At 69.6% G+C, this 22,339-nt stretch carries 23 protein-coding genes; 10 read left to right on the plus strand and 13 right to left on the minus strand.

Going from position 1 to position 22,339, the window contains the following annotated elements; translation table 11 throughout:
• Positions 1-45 precede the first annotated feature (45 nt).
• Both ACWC09_RS29380 and ACWC09_RS29385 read right to left on the minus strand, forming a co-directional pair.
• Complete coding sequence (locus tag ACWC09_RS29380; RefSeq protein WP_450853936.1) at positions 46-1,014, minus strand: aldose epimerase family protein; 969 nt, start codon at positions 1,012-1,014, stop codon at positions 46-48.
• Positions 1,015-1,024: 10 nt separating this feature from the next.
• Complete coding sequence (locus ACWC09_RS29385) at positions 1,025-1,918, minus strand: SGNH/GDSL hydrolase family protein (protein WP_450853937.1); 894 nt, start codon at positions 1,916-1,918, stop codon at positions 1,025-1,027.
• 257 nt (positions 1,919-2,175) lie between these two features.
• Between ACWC09_RS29385 and ACWC09_RS29390 the strand changes: the two genes are divergently transcribed.
• Positions 2,176-2,670 carry a DUF3145 domain-containing protein gene (locus ACWC09_RS29390; RefSeq protein ID WP_450853938.1) on the plus strand — a complete coding sequence of 165 codons (495 nt, stop codon included), beginning with the start codon at positions 2,176-2,178 and terminating at the stop codon, positions 2,668-2,670.
• Between the two features lie 91 nt (positions 2,671-2,761).
• Here the strand turns inward: ACWC09_RS29390 and fabF are convergent, their stop codons facing one another.
• The 5 genes from fabF to fasR all read right to left on the minus strand — a co-directional run bounded on the left by fabF (position 2,762) and on the right by fasR (position 7,671).
• Positions 2,762-4,033, minus strand: a complete 1,272-nt coding sequence (gene fabF / locus ACWC09_RS29395; RefSeq protein ID WP_450853939.1) for a beta-ketoacyl-ACP synthase II — start codon at positions 4,031-4,033, stop codon at positions 2,762-2,764.
• A gap of 84 nt (positions 4,034-4,117) precedes the next feature.
• On the minus strand, positions 4,118-4,366 hold the full coding sequence (locus ACWC09_RS29400) for an acyl carrier protein (protein WP_015660680.1): 249 nt from the start codon (positions 4,364-4,366) through the stop codon (positions 4,118-4,120).
• 79 nt (positions 4,367-4,445) lie between these two features.
• Positions 4,446-5,441 (minus strand): beta-ketoacyl-ACP synthase 3, encoded by a 996-nt coding sequence (locus ACWC09_RS29405; protein WP_450853940.1) that lies wholly within the window; start codon positions 5,439-5,441, stop codon positions 4,446-4,448.
• Between the two features lie 20 nt (positions 5,442-5,461).
• Positions 5,462-6,379 carry an ACP S-malonyltransferase gene (locus tag ACWC09_RS29410; RefSeq protein ID WP_450853941.1) on the minus strand — a complete coding sequence of 306 codons (918 nt, stop codon included), beginning with the start codon at positions 6,377-6,379 and terminating at the stop codon, positions 5,462-5,464.
• 89 nt (positions 6,380-6,468) lie between these two features.
• Complete coding sequence (gene fasR / locus ACWC09_RS29415; protein ID WP_450853942.1) at positions 6,469-7,671, minus strand: fatty acid biosynthesis transcriptional regulator FasR; 1,203 nt, start codon at positions 7,669-7,671, stop codon at positions 6,469-6,471.
• A gap of 95 nt (positions 7,672-7,766) precedes the next feature.
• Between fasR and ACWC09_RS29420 the strand changes: the two genes are divergently transcribed.
• Entirely contained in the window at positions 7,767-8,426 is a 660-nt protein-coding gene (locus ACWC09_RS29420) for a pirin family protein (protein ID WP_450853969.1), read from the plus strand.
• On the opposite strand, the gene ACWC09_RS29425 is transcribed toward ACWC09_RS29420, so the two are convergent.
• Positions 8,423-9,241 carry a serine hydrolase domain-containing protein gene (locus ACWC09_RS29425; RefSeq protein WP_450853943.1) on the minus strand — a complete coding sequence of 273 codons (819 nt, stop codon included), beginning with the start codon at positions 9,239-9,241 and terminating at the stop codon, positions 8,423-8,425. The genes ACWC09_RS29420 and ACWC09_RS29425 overlap by 4 nt on opposite strands.
• A gap of 116 nt (positions 9,242-9,357) precedes the next feature.
• On the opposite strand from ACWC09_RS29425, the gene ACWC09_RS29430 reads away from it, so the two are divergent.
• Together ACWC09_RS29430 and ACWC09_RS29435 are read left to right on the plus strand one after the other, a co-directional pair.
• Positions 9,358-9,828: a MerR family transcriptional regulator gene (locus ACWC09_RS29430; protein ID WP_450853944.1), complete on the plus strand. Its 471-nt coding sequence runs from the start codon at positions 9,358-9,360 to the stop codon at positions 9,826-9,828.
• Complete coding sequence (locus ACWC09_RS29435; RefSeq protein ID WP_450853945.1) at positions 9,825-10,841, plus strand: aldo/keto reductase; 1,017 nt, start codon at positions 9,825-9,827, stop codon at positions 10,839-10,841. The genes ACWC09_RS29430 and ACWC09_RS29435 overlap by 4 nt, the downstream gene beginning before the upstream one ends.
• A gap of 1 nt (position 10,842) precedes the next feature.
• Here ACWC09_RS29435 and ACWC09_RS29440 read toward each other — a convergent pair whose 3' ends face one another.
• From ACWC09_RS29440 to ACWC09_RS29450, 3 genes are all read right to left on the minus strand, one after another.
• Positions 10,843-11,700, minus strand: a complete 858-nt coding sequence (locus ACWC09_RS29440) for a DUF4429 domain-containing protein (RefSeq protein WP_450853946.1) — start codon at positions 11,698-11,700, stop codon at positions 10,843-10,845.
• Positions 11,701-11,757: 57 nt separating this feature from the next.
• Positions 11,758-12,975: an alpha/beta hydrolase gene (locus ACWC09_RS29445; RefSeq protein ID WP_450853947.1), complete on the minus strand. Its 1,218-nt coding sequence runs from the start codon at positions 12,973-12,975 to the stop codon at positions 11,758-11,760.
• 92 nt (positions 12,976-13,067) lie between these two features.
• A complete protein-coding gene (locus tag ACWC09_RS29450; RefSeq protein WP_450853948.1) occupies positions 13,068-13,694 on the minus strand; it encodes a TetR family transcriptional regulator in 627 nt (208 codons plus the stop codon).
• 66 nt (positions 13,695-13,760) lie between these two features.
• Here ACWC09_RS29450 and ACWC09_RS29455 point away from each other — a divergent pair, with 66 nt between their 5' ends.
• Positions 13,761-15,404, plus strand: a complete 1,644-nt coding sequence (locus ACWC09_RS29455) for an MFS transporter (RefSeq protein ID WP_450853949.1) — start codon at positions 13,761-13,763, stop codon at positions 15,402-15,404.
• Between the two features lie 271 nt (positions 15,405-15,675).
• A complete protein-coding gene (locus tag ACWC09_RS29460; RefSeq protein ID WP_450853970.1) occupies positions 15,676-15,984 on the plus strand; it encodes a small hydrophobic protein in 309 nt (102 codons plus the stop codon).
• Positions 15,985-16,034: 50 nt separating this feature from the next.
• Here ACWC09_RS29460 and ACWC09_RS29465 read toward each other — a convergent pair whose 3' ends face one another.
• Both ACWC09_RS29465 and aceE read right to left on the minus strand, forming a co-directional pair.
• Positions 16,035-16,772, minus strand: a complete 738-nt coding sequence (locus tag ACWC09_RS29465) for a potassium channel family protein (protein ID WP_450853950.1) — start codon at positions 16,770-16,772, stop codon at positions 16,035-16,037.
• A gap of 39 nt (positions 16,773-16,811) precedes the next feature.
• The gene (gene aceE, locus ACWC09_RS29470) at positions 16,812-19,559 is read right to left on the minus strand and encodes a pyruvate dehydrogenase (acetyl-transferring), homodimeric type (protein WP_450853951.1); all 2,748 of its coding nucleotides are present in this window, start codon (positions 19,557-19,559) and stop codon (positions 16,812-16,814) included.
• A 386-nt stretch (positions 19,560-19,945) separates the two neighbouring features.
• On the opposite strand from aceE, the gene ACWC09_RS29475 reads away from it, so the two are divergent.
• From ACWC09_RS29475 to ACWC09_RS29490, 4 genes are all read left to right on the plus strand, one after another.
• Positions 19,946-20,377: a DUF3052 domain-containing protein gene (locus tag ACWC09_RS29475; RefSeq protein WP_356341877.1), complete on the plus strand. Its 432-nt coding sequence runs from the start codon at positions 19,946-19,948 to the stop codon at positions 20,375-20,377.
• 111 nt (positions 20,378-20,488) lie between these two features.
• Positions 20,489-20,947 (plus strand): peroxiredoxin, encoded by a 459-nt coding sequence (locus ACWC09_RS29480; RefSeq protein ID WP_450853952.1) that lies wholly within the window; start codon positions 20,489-20,491, stop codon positions 20,945-20,947.
• A gap of 112 nt (positions 20,948-21,059) precedes the next feature.
• Positions 21,060-21,635, plus strand: a complete 576-nt coding sequence (locus ACWC09_RS29485; protein WP_356341872.1) for a calcium homeostasis/redox stress adaptation protein — start codon at positions 21,060-21,062, stop codon at positions 21,633-21,635.
• A 103-nt stretch (positions 21,636-21,738) separates the two neighbouring features.
• Entirely contained in the window at positions 21,739-22,314 is a 576-nt protein-coding gene (locus ACWC09_RS29490) for a TerD family protein (protein WP_450853953.1), read from the plus strand.
• Positions 22,315-22,339: the final 25 nt, after the last annotated feature.

Below are 22,339 nucleotides of genomic sequence, written 5' to 3' on the forward strand. Positions count from 1 at the left end.
CCCCTGGACCGGGGCAAGTCTGTTCCACGGCCCCCACCGCAGGCTCTACCGCACGCCGAATCCGTACACCGTCTCCGACCGGAACACCTCGCCCGGCCGCAGTACCGTGCTCGGGAAGTCCGGCCGGTTCGGGGAGTCGGGGAAGTGCTGGGTCTCCAGCGCGACACCGTCGTTCGGGGCGAAGGGCTCGGAGAGGTGGTCCGCGGTGTACAGCTGGAGGCCGGGCTCGGTGGTCGCCACGGTCAGCAGGCGCCCGGACGCCGGGTCGTACAGCTCGGCCACCTCCCGTGCGGCCTCCGTCACCCCGCCGTCGAGCACGAAGTTGTGGTCGAACCCGGCACCGACCTTCTTCCCCTCCCGGAAGTCGAAGCGCGTGCCCGTGACGTCCTCCACACCGGTCGGGATCAGATCGGCGTCGACGGGCGTGTAGCGGGCCGCGGCGATCCGCAGCTCATGCCCGCCCGCGTCGCCGGAGCCGGCGAGGTTCCAGTACGAGTGGTTCGTCAGGTTCACCAGGGTCGGCGCGTCGGTCACCGCCTCGTACGCGATCCGCAGCGAGCCGGAGGCGTCGAGCGTGTACGTCACCGAGACGTCGAGTCGCCCCGGGAAGCCCTCCTCCCCGTGCGGGCTGACCCGGCTCAACCGCACCCCGTGCTCCACCGGTGCGACATCCCACACACGCTTGTCGAAGCCCTGGGCGCCCCCGTGCAGGGAGTTGGGCGCGTTGTTCGGCTCCAGGGCGTACGTCACGCCGTCGAGCGGGAAGCGGGCGCCGGCGATCCGGTTGGCGTACCGCCCGATCAGGGCGCCGAGAAACGGCTCCGGGTGGTCGAGATAGCCGTCCAGATCGGCGAATCCCAGCACCACGTCTGCGGTACGTCCGTCCCGGTCCGGGATCTCCACCGACTGAACGATGCCGCCGTACGACAGGATCCGCACCCGCACGCCGGCCCGCTCCAGGGTCCAGCGCCGGACCGGGCTGCCGTCGGAAAGTGTGCCGAAGTGTTCGCTCATGAGCGGAACTTTAAGTCACGTCTTTCTTGGCGGTGACGGCACGGTACGCGATCTCCGCCAGCCGGGCCTGTCCGTTCACACTCGGGTGGAACCAGTCCCAGTGACTCAACTGTGCGGTCCCGAACCGGTAGTCGTAGACCGCGCCCCCGTCGAACCGGCACCGCTTGTCCGTCGCGCACACCTCCTTCAGCACCTTGTTGTAGTCCTCCACCCGCTTCTGCACGGTGTCCCGGCGCGTGGTCGCCGCCGAGTCCAGCGCGTCCGCGTCGCCCAGCATGGAGGGGCAGATGCCGAGCTTCCACACCTGCTTGCCCATCGGGTTGGTCCGCCCCTCGGACCACAGCCGCTTCAGGTTCGGCACGCTGGCCACGTACACCTGCGTCTTCGGCAGTGCCTTGCGCAGACCCGCGAGCGCGTCCTCGAAGTCGGCGCGGAACTCCGCCACGGAGGTCATGGCGGAGGTGGAGGCACGGCAGGCGTCATTGGCCCCCACCATCACCGTCACCAACTGCGGCTTCTTGCTGACCGCCTGCGCGACCTGCCCGGGCAGATCGGCCATCCGCGCCCCGGTCACCGCGTAGTTCCAGCTGCGCTCGGCCGCCTCGGCCTTCCCCAGCAGCCGTACGGCGAGACTGTCGACCTCGGTGCTGGAGCCGGTCGCCCAGGACACCTCGGGGCAGTCGGACAGCACCGTGCAGGCGTCGAAGCCGCGGGTGATGGAGTCGCCGACGGCGGCGACGGAGCTCGGGCTCACGTCCCAGGCCGGCGCCGGTTTCGCGCGGTGCACCTCGGAGCCCGTCGGACCGGCGGAGTTGCCACCGACGGCGTCACAGCCTGCGACGCCCAGGACGGCCGCCGTGGCGACGGCGAGAACGGCCCGTGGGCGGTGGCTCGGCTTCCGCATCCCCTGGTGTTCCCCTCGGTCGACGTATCTGGAGGTGTCCCCCCATAACAACGCGCGAGAGTTCCCGATCCGAGTCAGGTGCAACGGTTCCCGCCCGTACAAGCGTCCTGCCGGGTGAATGGCGGGCGTTTCGGCGCCTCGGGACCGACGGTACGTCACACTCCTTGCGCCGCCGCACGGTAGCCTCGCCATCAACGTGGCTGCCCGGCCACACCGTCCGCCAGTTCGCGAGATGCCTGCTCTGCCCGGAGGTCCCGGTGACGACACGTGGAGTTCTGTACGTGCACTCCGCGCCGCGCGCGCTGTGCCCGCACGTCGAGTGGGCCGTCGCCGGGGTGCTCGGCACGCGCGTCAACCTCGACTGGATCCGGCAGCCGGCCGCGCCCGGCACCTGGCGCTCCGAGTTCTCCTGGAAGGGCGAGGTCGGCACGGCCTCCAAACTGGCGTCGGCCCTCCGCGGCTGGCACCTCCTCCGCTTCGAGGTCACCGCCGAGCCCTGCCCCACCGCCGAGGGCGAGCGCTACAGCTGCACCCCCGACCTCGGCATCTTCCACGCCGTCACCGGCATCCACGGCGACATCCTGATCCCCGAGGACCGTCTGAGGGCGGCCCTGGTCCGCTCCCAGCGCGGCGAGACGGATCTGGAGGCCGAGATCGCCAAGCTGCTCGGCAAGCCGTGGGACGACGAGCTGGAGCCCTTCAGGTATGCGGGAGAAGGCGCCCCCGTCCGCTGGCTCCACCAGGTCGTCTGAGCCGCCCGGCACCCGGCCGACAACGGTCACCACAACGGCGAATGGCCCGATCTCCCACCGGAGACCGGGCCATTTCCAGCTGACGGCGCTCTCAGACCGTACGGAACGCCAGCACCACGTTGTGTCCACCGAAGCCGAACGAGTCGTTCAGCGCGGCGATGCGGCCCTCCACGGGCAGCTTGCGGGCCTCGCCGCGGACGACGTCGGCGTTGGCCTCCGCCTCCGGGTCGAGGTTCTCGATGTTGATGGTCGGCGGGGCCACCCGGTGGTACAGGGCGAGCACGGTCGCGACCGTCTCGACACCGCCCGCGCCACCCAGCAGGTGACCGGTCATCGACTTGGTCGCGGAGACCGCCATGTGATCCGCGTCGTCGCCGAAGACCTTCCGCAGCGCCTTCAGTTCGGCGATGTCACCGGCCGGCGTCGACGTGGCGTGCGCGTTGACGTGCACGATCTCCGCCGGGTTCAGGTCGGTCCGCTCCAGCAGGTTCAGCAGGGCGTGCGAGATGCCCCGGCCCTCCGGCTCCGGCTGCACGATGTCGTGGCCGTCGGCGGAGATGCCCTGCCCGACCGCCTCGGCGTACACCCGCGCACCGCGCGCCGCCGCGTGCTCCGCGGACTCCAGGACGACGACACCCGCGCCCTCGCCGAGGACGAAGCCGTCCCGGGCGGTGTCGTAGGGACGCGAGGCGCCCTCGGGGTCGTCGTTGTTCTTGGACATCGCCATCATGTTGCCGAACGCGGCGATGGGCAGCGGGTGGATGGCCGCCTCCGTGCCGCCCGCGACGACGACGTCGGCGCGGCCCGTACGGATCATCTCGATGGCGTAGCCGATGGCCTCGGCGCCGGAGGCGCACGCGGAGACCGGCGTGTGCACGCCCGCCCGGGCGCCCACGAGCAGGCCCACGTTGGCCGAGGGGCCGTTCGGCATCAGCATGGGGACGGTGTGCGGGGAGACGCGGCGGACGCCCTTCTCCTTGAGCACGTCGTACTGGTCGAGCAGCGTCGTCACACCACCGATGCCGGAGGCGATGACGGCACCGAGCCGGTCCGGGTCGACGCTGGCGTCGTCGCCGGCCCTGTCGGTGAAACCGGCGTCCGCCCAGGCCTCCTTGGCCGCGACGAGCGCGAACTGCGCCGAGCGGTCGAGGCGTCGGGCCTGCGGCCGCGGGATGACCTCGGTGGGCTCCACGGCGACGGGCGCCGCGATACGGACCGCCTGCTCGGCGGCCCACTCCTGCTCCAGGGGCTTGACGCCGGACTTGCCGGCGATCAGACCCTCCCAGGTAGAGGCTGCGTCGCCACCCAGCGGTGTGGTTGCGCCGATACCGGTGACGACCACGGTGCGATTGGTCGGGCTCACGGGAATTCTTTCTCCAACGATTACGAGGATTCAGCGGCGCCACCGCCGGGTGGCGGGGCCAGACAGCCGGACCTAAGAGGTGGATCAGGCCTGGTGCTTGAGGATGTAGTCGGTCGCGTCACCGACCGTCTTGAGGTTCTTGACGTCCTCGTCCGGGATCTTGACGTCGAAGCGCTCTTCGGCGGCGACGACGACCTCGACCATGGACAGCGAGTCGACGTCCAGGTCGTCGGTGAAGGACTTGTCCAGCTGGACGTCCTCAACCGGGATGCCGGCGATCTCGTTCACGATGTCGGCGAGACCGGCGACGATCTCTTCCTGAGTGGCGGCCATGTCAGGCGCTCCTTCTTTGTGATCCAGAGGGTTTGGCGGTGGTGCTTCCATACCGGACGTGTGATCCGGCACGGAGTGCCTAGGGGAGAGTAACGACCGTCGCGGCGTAGACGAGACCCGCCCCGAAGCCGATGACGAGCGCGGTGTCGCCGCTCTTCGCCTCACCGGTCGCCAGAAGCCGCTCCATCGCGAGCGGAATCGAGGCGGCCGAGGTGTTGCCGGTGGTGCGTACATCACGCGCGACCGTGACGTGCTCCGGCAGTTTCAGCGTCTTCACCATCGAGTCGATGATCCGCTCGTTGGCCTGGTGGGGAATGAAGACGTCCAGGTCGTCCGGGGTGATCCCGGCCGCGTCCAGCGCCTGCTGGGCGACCTTCGCCATCTCGAACACGGCCCAGCGGAACACCGCCTGGCCCTCCTGCGTGATCGCAGGGAACTTGCCCGTGGAGTCGTACTCGTTCCACGGCACGGTCTGCTTGATGGTCTCCGACTTGTCGCCCTCGGAGCCCCAGACGGTCGGGCCGATCGCCGGCTCCTGGGCGGGGCCGACCACGACCGCGCCCGCGCCGTCGCCGAACAGGAAGGCCGTCGCGCGGTCCTCCAGGTCGGTGAGGTCGGACAGCCGCTCCACGCCGATGACGAGGACGTACTCGGCGGAGCCCTCGACGATCATGCCCTTGGCGAGCGTGAGGCCGTAGCCGAAGCCCGCGCAGCCGGCCGAGATGTCGAAGGCGGCGGCCTTGTTCGTGCCCAGCTTGTCGGCGATCTCCGTCGCCACGGCCGGGGTCTGCTTGAAGTGCGAGACGGTCGAGACGATCACGCCGCCGATCTGCTCGGCGGAGATCCCCGCGTCGGCGATCGCCTTCCCGGACGCCTCGATGGACATCGCGGCCACGGTCTCCTCGTCGGAGGCCCAGTGCCGGGTCTCGATGCCGGAGCGCGAACGGATCCACTCGTCGGACGAGTCGATCGTCTCGAGGATCACCTCGTTGGGCACCACCCGGGTCGGACGGTAGCCGCCCACGCCCAGGATGCGCGCGTACGGGGCGCCCTTGCTGGGCTTGATCTTCGACATGTTCGTACGGCTCCTTGGTGTCAGGCGTTTGCGTGCTCGGAGATGAGCTCGCGGGCCGCGTCGAGGTCGTCGGGGGTCTTGAGCGCGAGCGTCTTCACGCCCGGCAGCGCGCGCTTGGCGAGGCCGACCAGGGTGCCGCCGGGGGAGACCTCGATGATCGCGGTCGCGCCGAGCTCCTTGAACGTCTCCATGCACAGGTCCCAGCGGACCGGGTTGGCGACCTGGCCGACCAGCCGCTCCAGCACCTCGGCACCGGTGGCGACGGTCTGCCCGTCCTTGTTGGAGACGTACGTGACCTTCGGGTCGGCCGGCGTCAGGTCGGCGGCGGCCTTGGCCAGCGTGTCGACCGCGGGCGCCATGTGGTGCGTGTGGAAGGCACCGGCGACCTTCAGCGGGACGACCTTGCGGACGCCCTCGGGCTTGTCCTCGTTCAGCACGGCGAGCTGCTCCAGCGTGCCCGCGGCGACGATCTGACCGGCGCCGTTGACGTTCGCCGGCGTCAGACCGAGCTTCTCCAGGTGCGGGACGGTCACCTCGGGGTCGCCGCCGAGCAGTGCGGACATGCCGGTCTCGGTGATCGCGGCGGCGTCGGCCATGGCCAGACCCCGCTTGCGTACGAGGGTCAGCGCGGCGGTGTCGTCGAGGACGCCGGCGAAGGAGGCGGCGGTGATCTCACCGACGGAGTGGCCGGCGACGGCGCCCGGGGTGATGGCACCCAGTGCCGCGGCGGACAGGATCCCGGCCGCGACCAGCAGCGGCTGGGCCACGGCGGTGTCCCGGATCTCCTCCGCGTCGGCCTGTGTGCCGTAGTGGGCGAGGTCCAGTCCGATGGCGTCCGACCACGCGGCGACGCGGTCGGCGGCGCCGGGCAGTTCGAGCCAAGGAGTCAGGAAGCCGGGCGTCTGGGCGCCCTGGCCGGGAGCGACGAGTACGAGCACTCTCACACTCTCTCTTGTGGATGGGCACGGCCGCCCGTGAGGACAGGGACGAAGAACACGAGGGGGTTTTGTGGACCCCCGACAAAAGACTAGGCGGGGAGATCTCCATCGGCGAGACGCCCCAGGATCAGCGCGATACGCAGTGTGAATGCGGAGCGTACATCCGATGGCGACCATCCGGTGACGTCAGTCACACGTCGAAGCCGGTAGCGCACGGTGTTGGGATGGACGAAGAGCATCCGGGCCGCGCCCTCCAGACTGGACGCCTGTTCGAGATAGACGGAGAGCGTCTCCAGAAGAGCCGACCCGGCCTCCTCCAGCGGTCTGTAGATCTCCTCCACCAACTGCTCCCGCGCGCTCGGGTCACCGGCGATCGCGCGCTCCGGAAGGAGATCGTCCGCCAGCACCGGCCGTGGCGCGTCCTGCCAGGCGGAACAGGCCTTGAGCCCGGCGGCCGCGGCCTGCGCGGACCGGGTCGCGGCGAGCAGATCGGGCACGATGGGCCCGGCGACGACCGGCCCCGCCGCATAGGGCCCGATCAGCGACTTGGCGACGCCGAGCGGATTGTCGCTGCCGCCCGCGATGACGACGAGCCGGTCGCCGAGCACCCCGGTGAGGACCTGGAGCTTGGCGTGCCGGGCGGCCCGGCGGATGGCCTCGACGGTGAGTTCGGAGTCGCCGTCGGGGGCGGTGCCGAGCACGACGCACACATGCTCGGGGGCGTTCCAGCCGAGGGCGGCGGCCCTGCTGACGGCCCCCTCGTCGGCCTCCCCGCTGAGCACGGCGTTCACGACGAGCGACTCCAGCCGCGCGTCCCAGGCACCGCGTGCCTCGGCGGCCTGGGCGTAGACCTGGGCGGTGGCGAAGGCGATCTCACGGGCGTAGACGAGCAGGGCCTCGCGCAGCACGCTCTCGTCGCCGGGCGCCGCCACCTCGTCGATGGCGGACTCCATGACCTCGATCGTGGTCCGCACCATCTCGACCGTCTGGCGGAGGGTGATGGCCCGGGTCAGCTCCCGCGGCGCCGTTCCGAAGACATCCGTGGAGATGGCCTGCGGGGCATCGGGATGCCGGAACCACTCGGTGAACGCCGCGATACCGGCCTGGGCGACCAGCCCGATCCAGGAACGGTTCTCCGGGGGCATCGCCCGGTACCACGGCAGCGTCTCGTCCATGCGCGCGATGGCGTGCGCGGCGAGCGAGCCGGAGGACTTCTCCAGCCGCTTCAGGGTCGCGGAGTGCGGATGGAGGGGCGCTACGGCTTCGGGCTTGCGGGATACGGGTTCGGGCACGGGACAAGACTGCACTATCCGGACCTGAGTGTGCGCCGCCGGGTCACCGGTGACCGCTACGCAGAGCAGCCCGCGCCGCTACCGTGGGGCATGTGATGGACGTACGGCGCGCTGCGGAGCGCTACCCCGGGGGCGATGCGGCGGCCGGCATCGAGTCGTGGCACGCCTTCTCCTTCGGCCCGCACTACGACCCCGACAACCTCCGCTTCGGCGCGGTGATCGCCTGCAACGAGGAGCGGCTCGTCCCCGGCGCCGGGTTCGACGAACACCCGCACAGTCACACCGAGATCGTGACCTGGGTGGTCGAGGGCGAGCTGATGCACCGGGACTCCAAGGGCCACGAGACGACGGTCCGCCCCGGTGACGTACAGCGGCTGAGCGCGGCGGCGGGCGTCCGGCACGTCGAGCGCAACGACGCGGAGGTCCCCCTGACCTTCGTCCAGATGTGGCTGGCCCCGCTGAAGCCGGGCGGCGAGCCGTCGTACGAGATCGTCCACGGCATCGCCGACTCCACGCCGTACGCCGTCCCCGAGGCGGGCGCGATGCTTCATGTACGGCGGCTGGGCGCGGGGGAGCGGACGGCGGTGCCGGACGGGGCGTATGTGTACGTCCATGTCGTGCGCGGTGAAGTACGGCTGGACGGCGCGGAGTTGGGGATGGGGGACGCGGCCCGGATCACGGATGCGAAGGATCTCGAGATGGTCGCGCTGACCCCGGCCGAGCTGCTGATCTGGGAGATGGCTCCGCCGTTCTAGCGGACCTCGCCGAGCACCGCGTCCGTGAACGCCGGCCACGCCTCGATCGCCCAGGGCCCGAAGGCGCGGTCGGTGAGCGCCACGCAGGCCAGCGCCGCGTCGGGGTCGATCCACAGGAACGTACCCGACTGCCCGAAGTGGCCGAAGGTGCGCGGGGAGGACGAACCGCCCGTCCAGTGGGGGGACTTGGAGTCGCGGATCTCGAAGCCGAGGCCCCAGTCGTTCGGGTTCTGGTGGCCGTAGCCGGGGAGCACGCCCTTCGTGCCGGGGTACTGGACCGTCATCGCCGCGGCGACCGTACGGGGGTCCAGCAGGCGGGGTGCCTGCACCTCGGCCGCGAAACGCAGCAGGTCGGCCACCGTCGACACGCCGTCCTTGGCGGGGGAGCCGTCGAGGGTCGTGGACGTCATGCCGAGCGGATCGAGGACCGCCTGCCGCAGGTACTCCCCGAACGGGATGTCCGTCGCCTTGGCGATGTGGTCGCCGAGCTGCTCGAAACCGGCGTTGGAGTACAGCCGCCGCTCCCCGGGCACGCCCATCACCTTCTGCTCGTCGAAGGCCAGCCCCGAGGTGTGCGCGAGCAGATGCCGGACCGTCGCTCCGGCGGGCCCCGCCGGCTCGTCGAGCTCGATCGCGCCCTCCTCGTACGCGACGAGGGCGGCGTACGCCGCGAGCGGCTTGGTGACCGAGGCCAGCGGGAAGCGGTGGCCGGACGGTCCGTGGACGCCGAGGACCGTGCCGTCGGCACGCACCACGCCCGCGGCGGCGGTGGGAACCGGCCAGTTCTCGATCAACGCGAGGCTCTGCAAGGACATGCCGACGAGCCTAAGCGGCTCGCGGCTGCATACTTCTCGTGGGGTCGGGCTCCGGGGACGAATTCTTACCGGTTCCGCTTGCTTGGAGTGCACTCCAACCCCATAGCGTTGAGCCCATGACGGTGATGGAGACCACGCGTACCAGGACCGACAGCTGCGGCGCCCCGCCCCACCCCCACCGGCGCCCCGAAGGGCAGGACAACTACACGATCAGCGAGGTCGTCGCCTTCACCGGGCTGACCGCGCACACCCTGCGCTGGTACGAGCGGATCGGACTGATGCCGCACGTCGACCGCTCCCACACCGGCCAGCGTCGCTACAGCAACCGCGACCTCGACTGGCTGGACCTCGTCGGCAAGCTGCGCCTCACCGGCATGCCGGTCGCCGACATGGTGCGGTACGCGGAGCTGGTGCGCGAGGGCGATCACACGTTCGGCCAGCGGTTCGAGCTGCTGGAGGCGACCCGGTGCGATGTGCTGGCGCGGATCGCCGAGCTGCAGGACACCCTGGCGGTGCTCGACCGGAAGATCAGTTTCTACGCGGACGCGGACCGCGCCCGTACCTACGAGGCGGAGAAGGTGCGATGACCGACAGCAGGATCCCGACCGCACGACTGGGCGACACCGGCCCCGAGGTCGGCGTACAGGGCCTCGGCTGCATGGGCATGTCCTTCGCCTACGGCCCCTCGGACGCGAAGGAGTCGCGGGCCACCCTGGAGCGGGCGCTGGAGCTGGGCGTCACCCTGTACGACACCGCCGACGCCTACGGCCAGGGCGAGAACGAGAAGTTCCTGTCCCCGTTCTTCAAGGCCAACCGGGACGCGCTCGTCATCGCCACCAAGTTCGCTCTGGCCATCCCGCCCGGCGAGCCCACCCGCCGCGTCATCCGCAATGACCCGCCCTACATCCGCCAGGCCGCCGAGGCCAGCCTCAAGCGCCTGGACGTCGACGCGATCGACCTCTACTACATGCACCGCCGTGACGTGAACGTGCCGATCGAGGAGACCGTCGGCGTCATGGCCGAACTGGTCCGCGAGGGCAAGGTGAAGCACCTCGGCCTGAGCGAGGTCACGGCCGACGAGCTGCGTGCCGCGCAGGCCGTGCACCCCATCGCCGCCGTGCAGTCGGAGTGGTCGCTGTTCAGCCGGGACATCGAGGCCCACGTGGTGCCGGCCGCCCGCGAACTGGGCGTCGCGCTGGTCCCGTACTCCCCGCTCGGCCGTGGCTTCCTCACCGGCTCGTTCACCAACGCCGACAAGGACCTCACCGCCGACGACTTCCGCCGTCAGCAGCCCCGCTTCACCGGCGAGAACGCGGCGGCCAACGTGACCCTGCTGGACCCGATCCGCACGGTCGCCGAGGCCCACGGCGCGTCCCTGGGCCAGATCGCCCTGGCCTGGGTCCAGCAGCAGGCGGCCGTCCACGACCTGCCGGTCATCCCGATACCGGGCACCCGCAAGCCGGGACGGGTGGAGGAGAACACGGCAGCGGCGAGGATCGCGTTGACGGAGGACGAGCTGGCGCTGCTGGAGCCGATAGCGGCGAAGGTGGCGGGCGACCGGTACCCGGACATGACGTTCGCCTCCGCCGGACGGGAGTGACTCAGAGCTCTGCCAGCAGCTCGGCCTTCTTCGTGGAGAATTCCTCGTCCGTCACCAGCCCCGCCTGGTGCAGCTCTCCCAGGTGACGGATTCGCTCCGCGATGTCGGCGGGGTCGCGTCGAGGGCCCGCCGCGGGTACGACCGCGGTGGGCCCGCTGTCACGTACGGCCGCCAACACCGCCGCGGCGAACGGCAGCGACTCGTGCACGGGCCCGTATCCGAGGCCGAACACCACGGCCGCCGGATCCTGGTCGGCCTGGGGAGGCTGGTCGTCCGTGGCACGCCGTATCAAGCGCAGATGCCCCTCGAACACCTCCGGCGACCGCCACTCGACCCCGCTCAGCTCGGCCACCGGAAAGCTCTGGTCGCCGGCCTTCCACTTCGTCGACGAGGCCCCCGTCCAGAACCACCGGAAGTTCACCGTCTTCCCGTCGAAGGACGCCTTCGCGTCGTACGCCTTGAACTGGCGAGGTGCCTCGGGCGCGGCCACCAGGTAGCCGTCCGCCGGTCCGCCGCCGTCCAGCCGTGCCCGCAGCTCGTCGGCGTAGTACTCGGCCAGCGTCTCCTTCTCGGCCGGCAGGACGAGGCGGTACGGATCGCACCCTTCCTTCAGCTGCCCGGCGGCCGCCTCCAGCAGCGGATCGGCGCCGTCCCGCAGCGCGGCCCGCAGGACGACGGTCCCGCGCTTGCCCGGCGCCAGCGTCACCCCCGCGATCGCCTCAAGGGGAACACGACGTTCTCCCAGCGCCTGGAAGAGCTTGGGTGTTCGAATCCCCCGTTCGTAACGGATGAGCACGGAGTCGGACTCGAACTCCCAGGCGGCATGAAATCCGGCCAGTACGTCACCCATGCGGCTCATCGTATGCGTGACCCGCTCCTTCGTCGCCACCCCGCGCAGACCGCAGTTCCTGCGCCTCTACGCGCGTCCGGCCGTAGCCGCGCCGGACAAACCCTCACTGCACCCGCCGACCTCGCGGGCACAGACCACCGACTGGTACGCGCCAACGCCGATCTCCGCGAAGTTCAGCAGACTCGCCGTACCCGGCTCGAAATAGCCCGCATGCCCCTTGGCGCCCGAGGCCGACAGCACCCGCGCCCCGAAGGCCGACGACACCGGGTCGGCGCCGTGGCCCAGGCCCCCGACCTCCATGTAGGGCACGTCCTGGATCCAGTCCGTGCTGTCCCGCATCGCCCACACCGTGGCGGACGTGTGCAGACCGGCCGCCCGCTCGACCCGCATACCAGGGCTGGCGGCCACCGCTATGTCGGCCACCCGGCGCGGCAGCGCGTGCGCGGCCACCCCGCAGACGACCGAACCGTAGCTGTGGCAGAAGAGCGAGACCGGTGCCCTGCCGGGCAGCGCCCGCAGCAGGGCGTTCAGCCGGACCGCGCCGTCCTGCGCGCGCATCGCCGTCGCCGAGTCGATGCCGAGGCCGGCCGGTGCCGTGTAGTCGGCCCAGGCGATCACGGCCGTACGCGTCCTCGGGCCGGCGTCCTGCTCGGCCGCGTACAGCGACTTGGCCATGCCGACCGGCGCCGAGTACGGGCGGTAGGTCTTCTGGAAGGTCAGCAGGTCGGTGTCGACGCCGGGGACGACGACCGACACCCGCTCCGCCTTCCGCAGGTCGCCGAAGACCTCGGCGACCCGGCCCATGCCGCCCGGGTCGAAGGCCAGGATCTGCCGGCCCCCGCTCAGCAGGGACTCGTAGCGGTGCATACGGCGGCCCGCCTCCTGCTGCCCGACGGGGGACAGGCGGCTGTCGTGCATGCGCTTGAGCTCGGCCCTGCGCTGCTGCTGGAGCGCGAGGTGGTTGGCGCGGTAGCGCAGGACGACGGGGGCGCCGTTCATGTTGCCGACCGCGAGCGGGTAGCGGCGGGCCAGCGCCGCGCGCTCCTGCGCGGTGAGCGAGGCGAAGAAGCGGGACAGGCGCGCGGGGGACGCGTCCGGGTCCGGCAGGTGGTGGCCGTGTATCCGGCCGTGCTCCCATGAGGAGAGCGAGGCCTGGAGCGGGGTCGTCACGCCGTGGTTGCGCAGGGCCGTCCAGCCGGTGGTCGCCAGCATCACGAAGACGACGGCCAGGGCCAGCAGGGCGCGCCAGACGTTCAGTTGCGGGGAGGTGTCGAAGGAAGTCACTGGGAGGACACACTAGGAGAACGAGAGGGTCTCGCGTGAGCCGAGTGACGGGGATCACGTTTCGATAAACGTGGCGATGACCTCAGTGTGTCTCAGCGTGTTCGCCAGTTCTCCGTGAGTGCAGGTCCCACCTGTTCGAGGTACGAGATCGTCAACGCGCGCATCGCCTCCAGGCTGAAGTCCGCGTCCGTGCCCCACTGCCGTTCCGTCACCCGCATCACCCCGCTGAAGACCGCCACGGCCAGCCGCGGCCGCGGATCGGCGTCCACGTCGAGGCCCTCGCGCTCGGCGAGCACGCGGGCGAGGGCGTCCTCGACCTCCAGGTTGCGCCGCAGATGGGCGGCGAGCAGGGCCGGCGTCGACTCGATCACCCGGTACATGCGCAGATAGAACTCGACCGGTACGACAGCCTCGATCACCTCGTGGAGGCTGTCCCACCCCTCCAGGACCGCCTGCCGCAGCGCCTCCATCGGCGCCTCGTCCGCCGGCCGCTCCCGCACGCTCTCCACGAACCGCGCCACCACCAGCGCCTCCAGCGCGAGGGCCGCCTCCTCCTTGCCGGCGAAGTAGCGGAAGAAGGTCCGCTGCGAGACGTCGACGGCGTCGACGATGTCGTCGACGGTCGTCCGCTCGTAGCCGTGTGCGGTGAAGAGCTCTACGGCGGCCCTCAGCAGGGCGTCCCTGGTGCGCTGCTTCTTGCGTTCGCGCAGTGTTTCCATATGCGTCAGTTACTGACTTGTGAACTCGTTTGTCAATTGTCAGTGGCTGTCATTAGCCTCGAACGCATGACTAGTCAGACCATCGACACGACGGGGTCGGGGGGCACGGCGCCACAAGCCCCGTCGGACGGGTCGCCGTCCTCCGGGCTGCGCGGCCACCCCTGGTTCACTCTCATCACCGTGGCGGTCGGCGTCATGATGGTGGCCCTGGACGGCACCATCGTGGCCATCGCCAACCCGGCCATCCAGAAGGACCTCAAGGCGAGCTTCGCCGACGTCCAGTGGATCACCAACGGCTACTTCCTCGCCCTCGCGGTTTCCCTGATCACCGCGGGCAAGCTCGGTGACCGCTTCGGCCACCGCCAGACCTTCCTGATCGGCGTCGTCGGCTTCGCCGCTGCCTCGGGCGCCATCGGCCTGTCCAGCAGCATCGCCGCGGTCGTCACCTTCCGCGTCTTCCAGGGTCTGTTCGGCGCCCTGCTGATGCCGGCCGCGCTGGGCCTGCTGCGGGCGACGTTCCCGGCCGAGAAGCTCAACATGGCCATCGGCATCTGGGGCATGGTGATCGGCGCCTCCACGGCGGGCGGCCCGATCCTCGGCGGCGTCCTCGTGGAGCACGTCAACTGGCAGTCGGTGTTCTTCATCAACGTGCCGGTAGGTGCGATCGCCCTGGCCCTGGGCCTGCTGATCCTCCTGGACCACCGCGCGGCCCTCGGGCGGAGCCCGAAGAATGGATACAGCGCTCCGCGCTCCTTCGACATCCTTGGCATCGTCCTGCTCTCCGCCGCGATGTTCTGCCTGGTCTGGGCTCTGATCAAGGCGCCGAGCTGGGGCTGGGGCGACGGAAGGACGTGGACGTTCATAGCCGCGTCGGTCGTGGGCTTCGCGCTCTTCTCCTTCTGGGAGACGAGGGTCAAGGAGCCCCTGATCCCTCTCGGCCTCTTCCGCTCGGTCCCGCTCTCCGCGGGAGTCGTCCTGATGGTCCTGATGGCGATCGCGTTCATGGGCGGCCTGTTCTTCGTGACGTTCTACCTGCAGAACGTGCACGGGATGACCCCGATCAAGGCGGGTCTGCACCTCCTGCCGCTCACCGGCATGATGATCGTCGGCTCCCCGCTCGCCGGCGTGCTGATCACCAAGCTGGGACCGCGTATCCCGCTGGCCGGCGGCATGGCGGCCACCGCGATCGCCATGTACGGCATGTCGACGCTGGACGCGGACACGGGCAGCGCGCTCATGTCCCTCTGGTTCGGCCTCCTCGGCCTCGGTCTCGCGCCGGTCATGGTCGGCGCCACCGAGGTCATCGTCGGCAACGCCCCCATGGAGCTCTCCGGTGTCGCCGGCGGTCTCCAGCAGGCGGCGATGCAGATCGGCGGCAGCCTCGGTACGGCGGTCCTCGGCGCGGTGATGGCCTCCAAGGTCGACAACGACCTCGCGGGCAACTGGAAGGACGCGGGCCTCCCGCCGCTCACCTCGTCCCAGCTGGGGCAGGCCTCGGAGGCGGTCCAGGTCGGCATCGCACCGGTCGCCAAGGGGACGCCGGAGGCGATCGCCGCGAAGATCGCGGACGTCGCGCACGCGACGTTCATCTCGGGCATGAGCCTGGCCTCGCTGGTCGCGTGTGGGGTCGCGGTGGTGGCGGTGTTCGTGGCGCTGCTGACGAAGCGGGGCGAGAACGCGGAGGCGGGCGCGGGCGTGGGCCACATCTAGGCAGCCGCCTTCTGACGGTCGTGTCGCTCGTGGATCTGACGGAATTTCAACGGACTTCGCCTATCAGGGTGAAGACGCTAAAGATTCCTCGCCCTCGGTGCGCGCCGCAGGTCACAGTGGGGCATGCCCATCGCAGGGGGCGACAGGTGCTGCGGCGCGCTGCCGGAGGGGGACAGCGCGCCGACAGACCGGCGACGCGGCGATGATTGGGAGCCGCAGCGGGGGTACCCGTCTCGTTGACCCCGAACAGACCCCGGGGTTGAGGGAGTTGATGATGGCGGGCTTCGGACACGGAACGCGCAGGTACCCCCGCTCACGTGGCCGGACGTGGTCACGGTCCGGGCCGGATCGCGCGACGCTCGGAATCATCGGAGTCATCTGCGCGATCGCCGGATTCTTCGTGCTGGGGATCATCCTCGGCCCCGTCGCGGTCGTCTGCGGCTGGCTGGCAATGGGCCGTAGTTGGGCGGGCAGCCGCCCGATCCCGGCCCTGGTCGCCTTCGTACTGGGCGCCATCGACACGCTCCTGGCCATCATCTGGCTGGCAGGGGCGGCAACCCCGGGCATCGGACTCTTCTGACCCGGGGCGCGTGAGGGAGGGGCCCCCGGTTGATGGGCCGGGGGCCCGCCTCAGCCCTCGACGGAGGTCTTTCTGAGTGCCGCGACCTCGGCTCGGAGGGCGCGGACCTCCTCGGCCAGCGCTTCGATGGCCTCCGTCTGCCGCCGTTCCTCGATGTCGTCCTTCTCGAAGCGGGCGATGAACCACGTGGCGATGTTGGCGGTCACCACACCGAGCAGTGCGATGCCGGAGAGCATCAGGCCCACGGCGATCATGCGGCCCAGGCCGGTCGTCGGCGCGTGGTCGCCGTACCCCACCGTCGTCATCGTCGTGAACGACCACCACAGTGCGTCACCCAGCGTGCGGATGTTCCCGTCCGGTGAATCACGCTCCACGGACAGCACGGCCAGCGACCCGAACATCAGCAGCCCGACCACGGCCCCCGCGACATACGTGGTCAGCTGGATCTGTGAGGCCATCCGGGCCCGCCGCCCGACGAGTATCAGCGTCGACACCATCCGCAGCAGCCGCAGCGGCTGCAGGACCGGCACCACCACCGCGCACAGGTCCAGCCAGTGCGTCCGCACGAACTCCTTGCGCCGCCGGGCCAGCCCCACCCGCACCACGTAGTCGACGGCGAACGTCCCCCACACCACCCACTCGACCCATGTGCACACGGTCGTCAGCAGATGCCCCGCCGAGTGATCCACGATCGGCACGGCATACGCGACGGCGAACAGCACGGCCAACGCCAGCAAGGGGCGCTGGGTGACCTGCTCCCAACGCCCCTGCGCCGTTTGTTGCTTCATGCCCGCATCGTAGAGACAAGGCACGACGGAACTGCGCGACTACGCGTCTCCGCCGGCGGCCCCGGGATCGGCGGCGGAAACATCCAGCAACTGGTACCGGTCGATCGCCTGCTTGAGCACCGACCGGTCCACCTTCCCCTCCCTCGCCAGCTCCGTCAGCACCGCCACCACGATCGACTGCGCGTCGATGTGGAAGAACCGGCGAGCGGCGCCACGGGTGTCGGCGAAGCCGAACCCGTCCGCGCCCAGGGACTGGTACGTCCCCGGCACCCACCGTGCGATCTGGTCCGGAACCGACCGCATCCAGTCCGACACCGCCACGAACGGCCCCTGCGCACCCGACAGCTTCTGCGTCACGTACGGCACCCGCTGCTCCTCCTCCGGGTGCAACAGGTTGTGCTGCTCCACGGCGACCGCGTCACGGCGCAGCTCGTTCCAGGAGGTCGCCGACCAGACGTCCGCCTTGACGTTCCACTCCTGGCCGAGGATCTTCTGCGCCTCGACGGCCCACGGGACCGCGACACCGGACGCCATGATCTGCGCGGGGATCGACCCCGAACCGCCCTCGGAGAGCCGGTGGATGCCCTTGAGGATGCCCTCGACATCCACGTTCTCCGGCTCGGCCGGGTGCTGGATCGGCTCGTTGTAGACGGTCAGGTAGTAGAAGACGTCCTCGCCGTGCGGGTGTTCGGCGTCGCCGCCGTACATCCGGCGCAGCCCGTCCTGCACGATGTACGCGATCTCGTACGAGTACGCCGGGTCGTACGCGACACACCCCGGGTTGGTCGAGGCGAGCAGCTGCGAGTGGCCGTCGGCGTGCTGCAGACCCTCACCGGTCAGTGTCGTACGGCCCGCGGTCGCACCCAGTACGAAACCGCGCGCCAACTGGTCGGCCATCTGCCAGAACTGGTCACCGGTGCGCTGGAAACCGAACATCGAGTAGAAGACGTAGACCGGGATCAGCGGTTCGCCGTGCGTCGCGTAGGCCGAGCCGGCCGCGATCAGGGAAGCCGTGCAGCCCGCCTCCGAGATGCCGTCGTGCAGCATCTGCCCGGTCGGCGACTCCTTGTACGCGAGCAGCAGGTCCCGGTCGACCGCCTCGTACTGCTGGCCGAGCGGGTTGTAGATCTTCGCGCTCGGGAAGAACGAGTCCATGCCGAACGTGCGGTACTCGTCCGGCGCGATCAGCACGAACCGCTTGCCGAGCTCCTTGTCCCGCATGAGGTCCTTGAGGAGACGGACAAAGGCCATGGTCGTCGCGATCGACTGCTGGCCCGAGCCCTTCTTCACACTCGCGTACGTCTTGTCGTCCGGCAGCGCGAGCGGCTTGGAGCGCACGACGCGGGTGGGGACGTAACCACCGCACTGCTTGCGCTGGTCGTGCATGTACTGGATCTCTTCCGAGTTCCGGCCGGGGTGGTAGTACGGCGGCAGGCCGGACTCCAGCTCCCTGTCGGAGATCGGCAGGTGCAGCCGGTCGCGGAAGCGCTTGAGGTCGTCGACCGTCAGCTTCTTCATCTGGTGCGTGGCGTTGCGGCCCTCGAAGTTCGGGCCCAGCGTCCAGCCCTTGATCGTCTTGGCGAGGATCACCGTCGGCTGGCCCCGGTGCTCCGTGGCCGCCTTGAACGCCGCGTAGATCTTCCGGTGGTCGTGACCGCCGCGACCCAGGTGCAGGATCTGGTCGTCGGTCATGCCCTCGACCATCGCGCGCAGCCGCTGGTCGTCGCCGAAGAAGTGGTCGCGGATGTAGGCGCCGGACTCGGTGGCGTACGTCTGGAACTGGCCGTCCGGCGTCGTGTTCATCTTGTTGACGAGGAGGCCGTCCCGGTCCTGCGCGAGCAGCGGGTCCCAGGAGCGGTCCCAGATCAGCTTGATCACGTTCCAGCCGGCGCCGCGGAAGACCGACTCCAGCTCCTGGATGACCTTGCCGTTGCCGCGCACCGGGCCGTCCAGGCGCTGCAGGTTGCAGTTGACGACGAAGGTCAGGTTGTCCAGACCCTCACGGGCGGCGATGGTCAGCTGGCCGAGCGACTCCGGCTCGTCCATCTCGCCGTCGCCGAGGAACGCCCACACATGGGACTTCGACGTGTCGGCGATCCCGCGCGCGTGCATGTACCGGTTCATCCGCGCCTGATAGATCGCGCCGATCGGGCCGAGGCCCATGGAGACCGTGGGGAACTCCCAGAAGTCCGGCATCGAGCGCGGGTGCGGGTAGCTGGACAAGCCGTTCGGGGCCTTCGACTTCTCCTGGCGGAAGCCGTCGAGGTTCTCCTCGGTGAGGCGGTCGAGCAGGAACGCGCGCGCGTAGATGCCCGGGGAGGCGTGGCCCTGGAAGAAGACCTGGTCGCCGCCGAGGCCGTCGTCCTTGCCGCGGAAGAAGTGGTTGAAACCGACGTCGTAGAGGGACGCGGACGAGGCGAAGGTGGCGATGTGGCCGCCGACGCCGATGCCGGGGCGCTGGGCGCGGGAGACCATCACCGCGGCGTTCCAGCGGGTCGCGTTCAGGACCTTGCGCTCGATCTCCTCGTTGCCCGGGAAGAACGGCTCGGCCTTGGTGGCGATCGTGTTCACGTAGTCCGTGCTGCGCATCTCGGGCACGGCCACGCGCTTCTCGCGGGCCCGCTCGATCAGCCGCAGCATCAGGTAGCGGGCCCGCTCACGGCCGCGCTCGTCGACGGCGGCGTCGAGGGAGTCGAGCCACTCCTGGGTCTCTTCGGGATCGAAGTCAGGAACCTGACTCGGAAGGCCGCCAATGATGATCGGGTTGCGATCGGATCCGGAAGCCACGCTGTTCCTTACCTGTCAGAGGGCTGCTTTGAGCTGCTTTTCGGTATGCCTGCACCGTTCCCCATCGTGTACCTCGGGGAAGCAAACGTCATCTCTACTGAGAGGTAACCGAGACCTACGGAGGCTTTCCCTGGTTCCCAATGCCACAAAGGGGACAGAAAGGTGTGGTGTAGGTCACTTATGGCCGTGGCGGCGTGCCTGGAGTTGCGGTGACACGGCCAGGAACGTCACCGTTTCGGCGGTCTGAACGGCCGGGTACTTGCGCGATCCGCCCCGCCCGTGTGGACTACGGCCAATGCTTCGCGCACGCGCGTGGCTGAGACGCCCCCAAGCCCTGAACGGGCTCGGGGGTACCCCCGTTCCAAACCATGATCAGGAGGCAACCCGTGAGCGCGACCGCGGACCACGCGGAGACGAGCCCTGCCGTGAGGCTGGGGTTCCAGCCCGAGCAGGTGGTCCAGGAGATCGGCTACGACGAAGACGTAGACCAGGAACTCCGCGAGGCCATTGAGGAAGTCATCGGCAGCGACCTTGTGGACGAGGACTACGACGACGTCGCCGATGCCGTGGTGCTCTGGTTCCGCGACGAGGACGGCGACCTGACCGATGTGCTGGTGGACGCCACCACGTACATCGAGGAGGGCGGCTCGATCCTGCTGCTGACGCCGAAGACCGGCCGTGACGGCTACGTCGAGCCGAGCGACATCTCCGAAGCCGCGACGACGGCGGGCCTGTCCGCCTCCAAGAGCGTCAGCGTGGGCAAGGACTGGAGCGGCAGCCGGCTGGTGACGCCGAAGGCAGCCAAGTCCAAGAAGTAGGCCATCCCGGACGGGCCGAGTGTTCGCTCGGCCCGTCCGTCGTCTTTCGGTGAGCGCTGCGTAGGGTTGGGTCCACCACCCGAACAGCCCCACCGAAAGGGATGTATCCCGATGGCGATCCAGGTCGGCGACAAGGCCCCCGACTTCGAGCTCAAGGACAACCACGGCGCCACCGTGAAGCTCTCCGAGTTCCGTGGCCAGAAGAACGTGGTCCTGCTCTTCTACCCCTTCGCCTTCACCGGCGTGTGCACCGGTGAGCTGTGCGAGGTGCGGGACAACCTGCCGCAGTTCTCCGACCGCGACACCCAGGTGCTCGCCGTCTCCAACGACTCCATCCACACCCTGCGCGTCTTCGCCGAGCAGGAGGGCCTCGACTACCCGCTGCTGAGCGACTTCTGGCCGCACGGCGAGGTCTCCCGCGCCTACGGCGTCTTCGCCGAGGACAAGGGCTGCGCGGTGCGCGGCACCTTCGTCATCGACAAGGAGGGCGTGGTCCGCTGGACCGTCGTCAACGCGCTGCCGGACGCCCGCGACCTGAACGAGTACGTCAAGGCGCTCGACACCCTGTGATTCTTCGGCTCCAAGCCATGCGTGGGGCGGGAACCCGTCACTAGGATCGATTCGTTGATCCGATGTCAAACGCACGGCGGGGCGCCCCGCCCCTGAACCCAATGGAGGACTCGTGGGAGTCAGCCTCAGCAAGGGCGGCAACGTATCGCTGACCAAGGAGGCCCCGGGCCTGACCGCGGTCATCGTCGGTCTGGGGTGGGACGTCCGCACCACGACCGGCACCGACTTCGACCTGGACGCCAGCGCGCTGCTGCTGAACAGCTCCGGCAAGGTCGCCAGCGACCAGAACTTCGTCTTCTTCAACAACCTCAAGAGCCCCGACGGCTCGGTCGAGCACACCGGCGACAACATCACCGGTGAGGGCGAGGGCGACGACGAGCAGATCAAGGTCAACCTCGCGGCCGTCCCGGCCGACATCGAGAAGATCGTCTTCCCGGTGTCGATCTACGACGCCGAGAACCGCCAGCAGTCGTTCGGCCAGGTGCGCAACGCGTTCATCCGCGTGGTGAACCAGGCCGGCGAGGCGGAGATCGCCCGGTACGACCTGAGCGAGGACGCCTCGACGGAGACCGCCATGGTCTTCGGCGAGCTGTACCGCAACGGCGCGGAGTGGAAGTTCCGCGCCATCGGCCAGGGCTACGCCTCGGGCCTGCGCGGCATCGCGCAGGACTTTGGCGTGAACGTCTGAGCGGCAGCCCGGCCGGTCGAACCCTCCGGCGCCGCACCGCCCGTGTGCGGCGCCGGACCCGCAGTACAACCAAACACGCACCGTCTCGGGGAGGACCAGCATCATGGGCGTCACGCTCGCCAAGGGGGGCAATGTCTCCCTGTCCAAGGCCGCACCCAACCTCACTCAGGTGATGGTCGGGCTCGGCTGGGACGCGCGCTCCACCACCGGAGCCGACTTCGACCTGGACGCCAGCGCGCTGCTGTGCAACAGCGGGCGGGTGCTCGGGGACGAGTGGTTCGTCTTCTACAACCAGCTCAAGAGCCCGGACGGCTCGGTGGAGCACACCGGCGACAACCTCACCGGTGAGGGCGAGGGCGACGACGAGTCGATCCTGATCGACCTCTCCAAGGTGCCGGAGCGGTGCGACAAGATCGTCTTCCCGGTCTCGATCCATATGGCCGACGAGCGCGGCCAGACCTTCGGCCAGGTGAGCAACGCCTTCATCCGCGTGGTCAACCAGGCCGACGGCCAGGAACTCGCCCGCTACGACCTCAGCGAGGACGCCAGCACGGAAACGGCCATGATCTTCGGCGAGGTCTACCGCTACCAGGGCGAATGGAAGTTCCGTGCGGTGGGGCAGGGGTACGCGTCGGGTCTCCGGGGCATCGCTCTAGACTTCGGAGTCAATGTTTCGTAAAGCCGAGTGCGGCCCGGGGAGACCC

The sequence above is a fragment of the Streptomyces sp. NPDC001617 genome (genome assembly GCF_053596855.1).

What these genes read in the sequence shown, in the direction of transcription:
- ACWC09_RS29405 (WP_450853940.1), bottom strand. Translation starts at nt 5,441, where the DNA reads ATGTCGAAGATCAAGCCCAGCAAGGGCGCCCCGTACGCGCGCATCCTG.
- ACWC09_RS29385 (WP_450853937.1), bottom strand. Translation starts at nt 1,918, where the DNA reads ATGCGGAAGCCGAGCCACCGCCCACGGGCCGTTCTCGCCGTCGCCACG.
- ACWC09_RS29380 (WP_450853936.1), bottom strand. Translation starts at nt 1,014, where the DNA reads ATGAGCGAACACTTCGGCACACTTTCCGACGGCAGCCCGGTCCGGCGC.
- ACWC09_RS29465 (WP_450853950.1), bottom strand. Translation starts at nt 16,772, where the DNA reads ATGAAGCAACAAACGGCGCAGGGGCGTTGGGAGCAGGTCACCCAGCGC.
- ACWC09_RS29480 (WP_450853952.1), top strand. Translation starts at nt 20,489, where the DNA reads ATGGCGATCCAGGTCGGCGACAAGGCCCCCGACTTCGAGCTCAAGGAC.
- ACWC09_RS29430 (WP_450853944.1), top strand. Translation starts at nt 9,358, where the DNA reads ATGACGGTGATGGAGACCACGCGTACCAGGACCGACAGCTGCGGCGCC.
- ACWC09_RS29425 (WP_450853943.1), bottom strand. Translation starts at nt 9,241, where the DNA reads ATGTCCTTGCAGAGCCTCGCGTTGATCGAGAACTGGCCGGTTCCCACC.
- ACWC09_RS29450 (WP_450853948.1), bottom strand. Translation starts at nt 13,694, where the DNA reads ATGGAAACACTGCGCGAACGCAAGAAGCAGCGCACCAGGGACGCCCTG.
- ACWC09_RS29400 (WP_015660680.1), bottom strand. Translation starts at nt 4,366, where the DNA reads ATGGCCGCCACTCAGGAAGAGATCGTCGCCGGTCTCGCCGACATCGTG.
- ACWC09_RS29490 (WP_450853953.1), top strand. Translation starts at nt 21,739, where the DNA reads ATGGGCGTCACGCTCGCCAAGGGGGGCAATGTCTCCCTGTCCAAGGCC.
- ACWC09_RS29460 (WP_450853970.1), top strand. Translation starts at nt 15,676, where the DNA reads ATGATGGCGGGCTTCGGACACGGAACGCGCAGGTACCCCCGCTCACGT.
- ACWC09_RS29435 (WP_450853945.1), top strand. Translation starts at nt 9,825, where the DNA reads ATGACCGACAGCAGGATCCCGACCGCACGACTGGGCGACACCGGCCCC.
- ACWC09_RS29440 (WP_450853946.1), bottom strand. Translation starts at nt 11,700, where the DNA reads ATGAGCCGCATGGGTGACGTACTGGCCGGATTTCATGCCGCCTGGGAG.
- ACWC09_RS29455 (WP_450853949.1), top strand. Translation starts at nt 13,761, where the DNA reads ATGACTAGTCAGACCATCGACACGACGGGGTCGGGGGGCACGGCGCCA.
- ACWC09_RS29420 (WP_450853969.1), top strand. Translation starts at nt 7,767, where the DNA reads ATGGACGTACGGCGCGCTGCGGAGCGCTACCCCGGGGGCGATGCGGCG.